This window comes from Methanocalculus sp. (assembly GCF_030651615.1).
Taxonomy (GTDB): Archaea; Halobacteriota; Methanomicrobia; order Methanomicrobiales; family Methanocorpusculaceae; genus Methanocalculus.
The window spans coordinates 1-8,949 of record NZ_JAUSCG010000114.1 but is presented as its reverse complement, the minus strand read 5'-3'; the positions used below and the strand labels follow the sequence as shown (position 1 = coordinate 8,949).

Annotated in this window: 11 protein-coding genes; 2 read left to right on the top strand and 9 right to left on the bottom strand. The window is 47.3% G+C overall.

Going from position 1 to position 8,949, the window contains the following annotated elements; all coding sequences use genetic code 11:
• A partial coding sequence (locus Q7V06_RS05180) for a hypothetical protein (protein ID WP_304839049.1) occupies positions 1 to 232 on the bottom strand: 232 nt, incomplete at its 3' end.
• Between the two features lie 127 nt (positions 233 to 359).
• Between Q7V06_RS05180 and Q7V06_RS05175 the strand changes: the two genes are divergently transcribed.
• Positions 360 to 1,187 (top strand): protein-glutamate O-methyltransferase CheR, encoded by an 828-nt coding sequence (locus tag Q7V06_RS05175; RefSeq protein WP_370650811.1) that lies wholly within the window; start codon positions 360 to 362, stop codon positions 1,185 to 1,187.
• Between the two features lie 10 nt (positions 1,188 to 1,197).
• Here Q7V06_RS05175 and Q7V06_RS05170 read toward each other — a convergent pair whose 3' ends face one another.
• A complete protein-coding gene (locus tag Q7V06_RS05170) occupies positions 1,198 to 1,452 on the bottom strand; it encodes a hypothetical protein (protein ID WP_304839044.1) in 255 nt (84 codons plus the stop codon).
• A gap of 127 nt (positions 1,453 to 1,579) precedes the next feature.
• On the opposite strand from Q7V06_RS05170, the gene Q7V06_RS05165 reads away from it, so the two are divergent.
• A complete protein-coding gene (locus Q7V06_RS05165) occupies positions 1,580 to 2,248 on the top strand; it encodes a hypothetical protein (protein WP_304839042.1) in 669 nt (222 codons plus the stop codon).
• A 9-nt stretch (positions 2,249 to 2,257) separates the two neighbouring features.
• Here Q7V06_RS05165 and Q7V06_RS05160 read toward each other — a convergent pair whose 3' ends face one another.
• The 7 genes from Q7V06_RS05160 to Q7V06_RS05130 form a co-directional block, all read right to left on the bottom strand.
• Complete coding sequence (locus Q7V06_RS05160; RefSeq protein ID WP_304839040.1) at positions 2,258 to 2,437, bottom strand: hypothetical protein; 180 nt, start codon at positions 2,435 to 2,437, stop codon at positions 2,258 to 2,260.
• 28 nt (positions 2,438 to 2,465) lie between these two features.
• On the bottom strand, positions 2,466 to 2,717 hold the full coding sequence (locus tag Q7V06_RS05155; protein ID WP_304839038.1) for a hypothetical protein: 252 nt from the start codon (positions 2,715 to 2,717) through the stop codon (positions 2,466 to 2,468).
• Positions 2,718 to 2,794: 77 nt separating this feature from the next.
• Positions 2,795 to 4,630 carry a DHH family phosphoesterase gene (locus tag Q7V06_RS05150; protein WP_304839036.1) on the bottom strand — a complete coding sequence of 612 codons (1,836 nt, stop codon included), beginning with the start codon at positions 4,628 to 4,630 and terminating at the stop codon, positions 2,795 to 2,797.
• A gap of 20 nt (positions 4,631 to 4,650) precedes the next feature.
• Complete coding sequence (locus tag Q7V06_RS05145) at positions 4,651 to 5,838, bottom strand: potassium channel family protein (protein WP_304839034.1); 1,188 nt, start codon at positions 5,836 to 5,838, stop codon at positions 4,651 to 4,653.
• Positions 5,839 to 5,873: 35 nt separating this feature from the next.
• Positions 5,874 to 7,079, bottom strand: a complete 1,206-nt coding sequence (locus Q7V06_RS05140; RefSeq protein WP_304839033.1) for a magnesium transporter — start codon at positions 7,077 to 7,079, stop codon at positions 5,874 to 5,876.
• A gap of 21 nt (positions 7,080 to 7,100) precedes the next feature.
• The gene (gene rnz / locus Q7V06_RS05135) at positions 7,101 to 8,033 is read right to left on the bottom strand and encodes a ribonuclease Z (protein ID WP_304839051.1); all 933 of its coding nucleotides are present in this window, start codon (positions 8,031 to 8,033) and stop codon (positions 7,101 to 7,103) included.
• Positions 8,033 to 8,803: a sugar phosphate isomerase/epimerase family protein gene (locus Q7V06_RS05130; protein ID WP_304839032.1), complete on the bottom strand. Its 771-nt coding sequence runs from the start codon at positions 8,801 to 8,803 to the stop codon at positions 8,033 to 8,035. Before Q7V06_RS05130 ends, rnz begins: the two co-directional genes overlap by 1 nt.
• Positions 8,804 to 8,949 lie beyond the last annotated feature (146 nt).

Here is an 8,949-nt window from a genome sequence, read left to right as displayed (position 1 = left end):
CCGGCGCAATTACCTTCCTCTCAATGACGAGTAACTCCTCCTCCTGATAGAGACCCTCAATCCTGAAGATGATGATCTGTACCGTCACCTCTTCCGGCAGAATATCCTCATCGATCCTGATCTCAAATGCAGAGCCCTGGTAGACGATGTCTCCGACACCAGTCGTCATACAACCGGCAGAGAGGGTGCATAAGAGAAACAACCCGATAAGGAGAGGAGCAATAACTCTCATGATGTCAACGTAGCAGAGCTATAAAGATAAAGATTCCTATCAAATCTCTCAGGATAATCGAGAGTAGTTCTGTCTGCTCTCCTTCGCAGTTTGGAGACAGAAATGATTGAGAGATCGTTACAAATAGATGGGGATCAATATAATAATTGTATTACATATGGATGATCTTAAGCAAATTAAAAATTTGATAGAGAAAACCCTCGGTGTCAAGTGTTCAAGCTATAAAGAAGAGTACATCAAAAGAAGACTTCTTTCACGGATGCGCTCTACCGGAACCGGCACGTATGAAGAGTACTCCCGATATCTGGGGAATCATCCGGCCGAATGGGAACTACTCAGGAATGCCCTAACCATCAATGTTACAGAGTTCTTCAGAGATGGCGAAGTATTTGAGATCATCAGAAAAGAGCTCATCCCAAAGATCCTCTCCGAACATGGTCGGATAAGAATATGGTGCGCCGGGTGTTCATCCGGTGAGGAGCCATACTCACTTGCAATGATTCTGTCAGAACTGACACCCCGAAAAGGTAGTATTACAAGCACCATATATGCAACAGATATCGATGAGAAGATCCTTCAAAGGGCAAAAGAAGGCATTTACGAGAGTAAAACTGTAGAGAAACTGAATCAAGCCACAATTCGACGTCACTTTAACGAGCTTCCTGATGGCAGATATGAAGTGAAGCAACATTTAAAAGATATGATTCATTTCCGAAAGCATGACCTGATGAGCGGGGTACCGGCATCACGGTACCTTGATATGGTCACCTGTAGAAATGTCACGATCTACTTCACGGAACAACAGAAGAATGATCTGGCCCGGACATTTCACAGTGCATTGAACAGCGGTGGATTCTATGTTATGGGAAAGACCGAGTATCTTGGCCGCGAAGTGGAGGGGTTATTCTCACACTATAACTCACTCCAGAAGATTCTTTGTAAAAATGATGTTTAAGGGGAAGAAATCACCATAGTTTCTTCTGATCGAGATGATATTCGGGATCATCTACCTTTGAAATACTTTTCAGTTTGTTAATCCTGTTTTTTCTTCGGTTTATCTCAATATAAAGAGTGAAAAGGTTCACTCCAATGAGAATAATGACAAGAAAGAGGCTCACCCAGAGCATTATCCCCTGAGAAGAGAGGAAAAGAGCAAAGAGCAGGACCACAAATGAGATAAGGTAAAAGATGACCCAGGTCCTGAGCATTGGAATCTCCATACCTTCTGTTGATGCTCCAACCCAAAAGAACTTTTCTATATACCAGAGATGGATTTTTCTTCAAGCTGGCACTATCGGTGAAGGTTTTGATCACAACTCATTTTACTAATAACACCACAATTTCTCTATGCGCAAGGATGATCTCATCATCTTCATAGCAGGACTTGTTGTTGTTTTGATAATCAGTCTTCTGGTTCACCCAACAAATCTTCTTCCGGAGATCTCTCTGCTGCCAATGGAGAATCAAGAGAGATCCGAATCCTTGTTTCTGACAGAATTTGCAGAGGCAGAGAATAGGTTCACCTATCCGATCTTTACCATTCAACTGGTCGATAACCCATTTGGTTATCCCCGGGTACATATGCCGGGAGCATCAGTATTTCCGGATGGAACCTTTCGATTAAGTGAGGAGGAGAAGAATTCTGTATTTCCTCTCTTTGGAAAAACACCATACAGTACTGCCCAATATGAAACGTACACCTGGATCGAGTGGGTAACAGTTGGAATACTTGAACAGAGAAGAGGAGGAGTTTCTACACTCTTTTCCCCTCCGCAAACACCGGTCTGGAGGATTCGATCTGAAGTAACAGCAGACAGATACCCGGCAGAAGCACTCTTTCGATATGTCCTGTGTGAAGGGGAGACCGGTGCGATCATCGATGGTGGTGAGATTAAAGGGGCTAAAACGTTCAATAGCATCGTTTTTTTATCAGGAAGAGAGATGTATTTCATCATCTCTGCACACTATGTCGATAGCTACCGAATCATTATTGAAGTTCCAAAAGAGTATCTTTGAGCGGAATTATTAGATCCGCTCGATGGTTACTTTTATTCGATCCCCTGCATTCAATCCATGCCCTTTTGGGACATCGATATTAAACCATAGTGATTCAGGAGGGTCCTGTGACATAAGACAGTCCTTCGTCTCATCAATATGAGCAACAAACTCGATCGTTCCGAGTATCTCTGCAATAGTATTGGTCATAATAAAAGAGGGGGTTTATAGAATAAAATTATATGGCTCGCGGCGTTACCATCCAGGTTGTACTGTTGGAATAACTCCAACGTTTGATCTCCAGATCATCACAGATCTCAGAGAGGATTGCAAGGTTAGTTCCGACCTCTTTTGAGGAGAGACCGAGATCGCTGGCAATGTATTTCGATTTGAAGAAATGCCGCCCCTTCTGTATACCCCCACGTAAATATTTCAGAATCCTGTCCTGCGTATCGTTATACCGGTCACGAATAGTATCTGGTACAGTCATCTGTAAAACCTCTGGTGTTACATTTACGCTCTACCTATATAAATTAGTTGTGTTTCAGGACATCTCTGTCGCAATAATTATGCAACAGGAGCCAGAGAGATCTTTGCAATCAGCTTATCGATGACCTCGCCCCTCATCCCCTCAACAAACTTAATGCTTCCAACGACAAGATGCCCACCACCGTTGACACCCCCACCAGATATCTCTTCACGGAGTTCTCTGACCATCACCGGGATATTCATCATAACCCCACGTGACCGGAGCACTGCAAAGTCAGGTCCAAGGCCAAGCGTGACAACCGGCTCTCCTTCATACTTTTTACATAGAATATCATGGATCTCACCGGATGTCTTACCGGGTGGAGGGAAGGTGAACCGATGTGCGTACATCTCGACATCAGCAATGAAGAGATGTGCCCCGGATGAGAGAGTACGGGATTCGACATGTGGCATCAGCGTTTTAACCTGCTCGGCAATAGCTGCCAGTGCCTCTTCAACAAGGAGTGTTACAAGCCTCTTATGCCGTATCGGGTTCTTATTAAGATTGAGAATATCCTTTACGATCTCACGGCCGTCATTGAATCTGAGCCAGAACTGCTCATAGTCAAGAGCGAGTGCGATCTTTTTGCAATCCTCAATTGGATACTCGTCTGCGACAAGGGCAAGATACTGGGGAATCTCCGGAGAATCACTCCTGTCACCAACCCCTGCGATGGCAGGCAGGTGACGAATCTGTCTTTCTACAGCAGGATTGATCATCCTAGCAAGTTCTGTTCCAATCATACCTGCTGTGAGACCGAAGTCACCGCCGACATGGTACGGATTAACATGTGCCTTCAGGAACGAATCAACGATCTCATCCGGATGATGGTGATCGCAGACGACGATATCAAGATCGTAGACCTGTGCAACCTTATAAGCAGGCATGTCCTCCTCAGTCGATCCATTATCCATCAGGAGGATCAGTGGGAGTTTCTGGCCAAACCTGACGCTGTCCTTCAGCATAAAGTCGAGATCCCTGGTGATATCCTCGATCTCATAAAAAGGAGCCTTTGAAGGGGATCGTTTGAAGAGGTAGTAATCGGAGTCGGAGTCCGATACATGCTCACGAATCAGCGCAACAACTGCTGTTTCAACAGCAGCAGCAGCAGAGATGCCATCAGCATCCGCATGATGACGGAGGATTATTGGCTGTTGCGTAAAGACGGCACGCCGGATTATCTTTGCGAGTTTTCGCATCTCAGGTCTGAGTTTCGTTAAGACTTCACTCTCGACAAGGAACGGAATATCATCCGGTTCGGACTTCTGGTCAAGCGCCTCGACAATCCTCTTTCGAACAATGTCTGCTTCGTCTCCATCAAGACGGTGGAGAGAGGATACTTCGATCTGCAGCTGATTGTTCCTCTTCATCACCTCACCGGATATCTGGACGATATCTCCGGTATTTGCCTCAGGATATGCCCTGACTCCGGCTTCGACAAATGCAGCCGCATTTTCTGTACCTGTCTCATCAAGGATGGTAAAGATGGTGGGTCCGCTCGTCTGTTTAACCTGCCCAAGTTCTCCTTCAATGGTGACACGCCGTCCAATCTTCTGTCCGAGATCAGAGAGTCTTGTAGTCTTAACCTGCCTGCTCACAAGTTTCGTCGAATAGTCATCGAGGACCACTTCACGGAGATCGATGTTTCCGTTTGGACGAACCTGTGCAACCATCACAAGAATATCAGTTCTCTCCTGATGCTGGGTAATTGCATTGCTCTTATGAACAAGTCCTTTTACAGAATTATTCAGCATAACAAAGGTTCCAAAGTTTGCAAAACCCTGGACAGTCCCAACATAGACATTACCTTCCTGTACATCCTCAAGCTCACATCCTGGCCCGAGTTTATAAACAATCTCTTTTATATCGGTCATTTGATCTCTCCATTCTATATTCATTCATTTTGTGGCTTACACAGAGCCAGTAGCCGGCACTCTCCGTCCCGACGCCCTTTGGCGATGATCGTATCACCATCATAGAGCCTGACATGCTTCTTTGGCCGATAGATCCACTTTTCTCCCCGTTTAATTGCAAGGACGATCATGCCGGTGACAGCGCCAAGCGACGCCTCTTTCAGGGTCTTTCCTGCAAGAAAAGAGTCTGCTTTTACATCAATCCGGGAGATGATCTCATCAGACTCCCGTATAATCTTCTGGAAAATCGGAGGTATCTCAATATCACGTCTGATCACATCAACAATTGAGAAGGCGGCACTACAGATGGCATCAGCAAATGCTGACATATGCAGCAGGCCCCGGAGGCTTTCAACCTGTTCAACTCTCTTTGCAGCCTCAAGAACCCAGAGTTCAAGCCGCAGGCGCATCGAATCCATACGATCGTTAAGCCATACCACTTCTTCTGCAATATCCTTGCTGTCAAAGAGGAGCGCAGTATAGGCTAGCCCAACAGCAAGTTCACTGATATTCTTCATCTCGACGATTAAGAAAACTGCGCGATCAAGGTCGTCAACCGCCTCACCGATAGCCGGCTCCATTGACGGGAGAGGTACACCGGCAACCCTGCAGAGGGGGGCAATTCCATCTTCAGGCCCTTTTGCAAGAAGTACATCTCCTTTCAGAAGGCGTGTATATTTATCCGGATCATATGTCCAGACACGTCCTCTTCGTATCGCAATGAGCCGCATGCCTGTGGTGCTCTGAAGACGAACCTCCCCAAGAACAACATTATCCAGATCTGATCCCGGTTCAATCTCGACACGGATGGTTACCTCTTCAGCCTCCGGGAGAGCGAGCCGCATTCTGACAGGGATGCGTATATCCTTTAAGAGTACCTTTGCGATCTCAGAGGCAGCATTCGAGATCCTCTCTGCCCCTTCTGCGATCTGGAGGAGACCACTCATGGATTCGGCCTCTTCCATCCTCCGTGCGCCAAGAATACTGGTGATCCGTGCCTGGTACAGGAGTCGGTTCATCGTCTCCTCCAGATTGACCACTTCACGTGCAATCTCTTTGCTCTCAAAGAGGATTGCAGAATATGCCAGATCGACCATCAACTCGGAGACATCCTTCATCTCAATGAGGACATCTTTAAAGTTGACGGGCTGACGATCAAGGTCGAACATATCTTCATTACTACTTTCTCTTTCACTACTTATCACTATAGCAGCAGGTGTATCATCAAAATCAGCACACTCGCTCCAATAAGATCGATACTGCTCGTGACCACAGGAATGCCGAAGTTGTCAGGATCATATCCGAGTGAGAACGAGATGCTCGCAGTCAGGTAGGCAAGTCCGTTTAAAGCCGTTATTACGATGAGACCAGAAATGGTCGATACTACCACCATCATCAGAAGTCCAGGAGAGTCGAGGTGCATAAGGATGGCTGCAACGTGCGCGATCATCGCCATCAGTGGAAGGATCATGAGCGCGTAGAGATAATTTACCATAAAACCGGATAATACCTCGCGGTCAGGGATCAGTTTTGGTTCAATAGAACCCATATGCATTCCTGTCGCAAGACGTGAACATATTATTCCTCCGATTGCTCCGCAACCATTCATAAAGGGCGGTATGAGGATGAGGAGAGCAGCAGTTGAAACAAGTTCATCCAGACCTTCGGTATAGATCACCCCCGCAATCGTTCCAAGGATACAAAGTGGAGCAAGGAGCGGCAACCCTTCCCTTATTATTGATCGTACAACATCGGTCCCCCCGATTGTTGTGACGACACTCAGGGCGAGGAGGAGAAGGACGACGATAAAAAGGCAATTTTGCCAGAAAGGAGAGAGATTCACGATAAAAACAGCAGAGACGACAAGAAGAGGGAGAGTTACTACATCCCCTGCTGTAGTGACGGTCGGAGCACCCACCAGATCAAGATCGAAACCATAACGATAGGTTCCAAGCGAGACAAGAAGGGTGATCAGCGTTACGATCAGACCTGCAAAACATCCTGAAATGACAGAGATGAGGATCATCTCCATCACAGATATTATCTCAAGACCTGCTGCTTCACCAATTATAAATCCAATCAGACCAACGATTGCAGCTATGATTATAGTCAGGATGAAGGTCGCCTGGAGGTTATCTCCAAGGACGGATCCCCTACCATATTGAATATCAAATGCACCGAGATGCATCGCCGATGCAAGCCTTGAGGAGAGTATCCCGGCGATCGCCCCTCTCATATTGATGGAGGAAGGTACAAGGATCATCAGTCCCGGTATAAGGAGAAGGAGTTCGTTGACTGATCCAAGATAAATGCCTGCGACTGATGCAAGGAGCGTACTGATGAAGAGGGCCACAAATACAATCAGAACGTCCCGGTAACGGTGGGTGAATCCTGCTATCATCTGGTTCATCAAGTAATCCCTCCATAGCCATCAGTCCCGAAATGGTATCTCGATCATCGTACAATCATTTGGAAAAAGAACTTCGCCGTGATAGTATTTCTTTGCATCCTGTATATGGTTTGCCGTCTGGGTATAGCGTGAACTGATATGAACCAGGGCAAGCCGCAGTACAGAGAGATTTCGTGCGGCAGCACCGGCTTTTCCTGCGGTCGAATGGAAGACCTCGTCTGCACGTTCTTCTTCAAGATCATCAAATGTCGCATCATGGATGAGGAGATCAGCACCATACGCTGACTCAGGCCAGAACCTGAGAGGTCGGGTGTCACCGGTATAAACGACTGTTCTCCCCGGCCTGTTCTCCCCCATCACCTGATCAGGTTGAATGATAATCTCCTGGCCGTCAACTGTGACGCTCACATCCTCTCCCCGCTGAAGACGCCCAAAAAGAGGGCCTGGAGGAACACCAAGTGAGATCGCCTGATCACGGTCAAATCTTCCCGGACGTTCATCCTCTGTGAGAATAAATCCGAAGCTTTCACAGCCATGCCTTGTGGCAAAGGGGATCACCCGATAGCCATCAAACCGAATTTCTTCACCATCCTGCAGTTCCACTGCCTGGATAGGAAAAGACAAACCCTGATTCATCTGCCTGATGATCGAGACGAACTCATGAACCCGCCGGGGACCATAAAGCCGGATTGGCTCCTCCCTCCCATGAAATCCCATCGTCTCGAAGAGGCCGAATAACCCGAGGTAGTGATCCGCATGCCAATGGGAGATGAAGATCGCGTTAACGGTAAACCCGGTTCTTGCGCGCATCATCTGTTGCTGTGCCCCTTCCCCGCAGTCGAAGAGGATCGTATCAGATCCTCTTCTGATCATGATGCATGAAGGATTCCTCTGTGGTGTCGGTAGAGCACCAGCCGTTCCGAGGAAGTGAACATGAAGTGTCTCTCCGGCGATCAGTTCCACCCCCTGACAACGGTGAGGCTCTCTTCAGCTTCTTTCAGATCCCTGCCTTCAACAACGACGATGCCCTGATACTTTCCGACAATTGCCTTTGAGACCATCGTCCAGTCGATAGTCCCTTTCTGCAAGGGAAGGTGTTCATCAGATCCACCATGGTTGTCATGAATATGGAGATGATCTGCTGAGGGGAGATGCTTTAGGAACTCTTTTACAGTACCGGTAGTATTCGCATGACCAAGGTCGATCGTTATGCCAATGCCTTCGATCCCCTCGATCATCCCGAAGAGTTCGCCCGGATCCCTGCAGAGAAACTCTTTGATTGATATCATATTCTCAAGACAGGCGAGGACGCCATGCTCTTGAGCAACAGTGCCGATCTCTTTGAGTGCATCTTTCTGGAGCAACCATGCACGACTTGGATCAAGTTTACTGAGAGGTGAGAGGTATCCCGGATGAATAGTGACCCGATCGGTAATATCTGCTGCATGCTCGATACAGAGGCAGACCTGCCGGATCGACTCCCGCCAGATCGGATAATTGATCGAGGCGAGATTTAAGTCTCCATAAGGTGCATGCACCGTAACACCCAGACCGGTGCTTTCCAGGACCTCGCAGATACGGTTTCGTTTCAACGGATCGTCAAGACGGTAGTTCCCATCTGCTGAGATCTCCCAGCCGTCATACCCGATCTCTTCAATTCCAAAGACCCATTGTGGATCATCCCATACTTTCGATGAGGATGAGAAGTAGAATCCCGTAATCATCGTATACCGCCCATATCTTTGAGAAAACGGCGAATTTCATCCTGGAGAGACTCAAGTGTCGTATTGTTCTCGATCCTGATATCTGCATCTTTCATAGCAGTGGCGAGCCCAAAACCACATTCCCGTTCGTCACGTGATTGCAGATC

Bases quoted from the DNA above. Each gene is read 5' to 3' on its own strand.
- Q7V06_RS05150 (WP_304839036.1), bottom strand. From the start codon at position 4,630: ATGACCGATATAAAAGAGATTGTTTATAAACTCGGGCCAGGATGTGAG.
- Q7V06_RS05155 (WP_304839038.1), bottom strand. From the start codon at position 2,717: ATGACTGTACCAGATACTATTCGTGACCGGTATAACGATACGCAGGAC.
- Q7V06_RS05130 (WP_304839032.1), bottom strand. From the start codon at position 8,803: ATGATTACGGGATTCTACTTCTCATCCTCATCGAAAGTATGGGATGAT.
- Q7V06_RS05170 (WP_304839044.1), bottom strand. From the start codon at position 1,452: ATGGAGATTCCAATGCTCAGGACCTGGGTCATCTTTTACCTTATCTCA.
- Q7V06_RS05175 (WP_370650811.1), top strand. From the start codon at position 360: ATGGGGATCAATATAATAATTGTATTACATATGGATGATCTTAAGCAA.
- Q7V06_RS05140 (WP_304839033.1), bottom strand. From the start codon at position 7,079: ATGAACCAGATGATAGCAGGATTCACCCACCGTTACCGGGACGTTCTG.
- Q7V06_RS05160 (WP_304839040.1), bottom strand. From the start codon at position 2,437: ATGACCAATACTATTGCAGAGATACTCGGAACGATCGAGTTTGTTGCT.
- Q7V06_RS05165 (WP_304839042.1), top strand. From the start codon at position 1,580: ATGCGCAAGGATGATCTCATCATCTTCATAGCAGGACTTGTTGTTGTT.
- Q7V06_RS05145 (WP_304839034.1), bottom strand. From the start codon at position 5,838: ATGTTCGACCTTGATCGTCAGCCCGTCAACTTTAAAGATGTCCTCATT.